The organism is Ruegeria sp. CH2, from assembly GCF_056537065.1.
In genome coordinates this window covers 1-599 of the sequence record NZ_JBQFQV010000060.1, presented here as the reverse complement: position 1 = coordinate 599, position 599 = coordinate 1, and the positions used below count along the sequence as shown (strand labels likewise).

Sequence of the window (599 nt, the reverse complement as noted above, 5' to 3'; positions counted from 1 at the left end):
GTGATGTCAAAACCTGTTTCGCGCGGGAACCCGTTCGACACGCCGCCCAGGCTGGCAGTAATCTGGCGCAGGGCGCGGTCGTTCATGTCAACCACACGACGCCATGCGACCCGGCGGGTGTCGATCTCGCATTCATTGCCCCAGTAGATGTGGTTGTCGATCATCGCCGACAGCAGCGAATGGGCCGAGGTGATCGCGTGGAAATCGCCGGTGAAGTGCAGGTTCATCTCTTCCATCGGAACAACCTGCGCATAGCCGCCACCCGCAGCGCCGCCCTTCATGCCGAAGTTCGGACCCAGCGAGGCCTCGCGGATACAGATCATCGCATTCTTGCCGATCCGGTTCAGACCGTCACCCAGACCAACCGTTGTGGTCGTCTTGCCTTCACCCGCAGGCGTCGGGTTGATCGCCGTCACCAGCACCAGCTTGCCGTCCTCACGACCCTGCACCGAGTTGATGAACTCCTGGCTCACCTTCGCCTTGTCATGCCCATACGGCAAAAGATCATCACTGGATATTCCAAGCTTCGCGCCGATCTCCTGGATCGGCTTCTTATTCGCTTCACGCGCAATTTCGATGTCGGATTTATAGCTCATTGG

Annotated in this window: 1 protein-coding gene; it reads right to left on the bottom strand. The window is 59.1% G+C overall.

Annotation, left to right across the window (positions count from 1 at the left end):
• The coding region (locus ACR0M9_RS21125) for a formate--tetrahydrofolate ligase (protein ID WP_480774609.1) at positions 1-596 on the bottom strand (596 nt) is incomplete at its 3' end.
• Positions 597-599 lie beyond the last annotated feature (3 nt).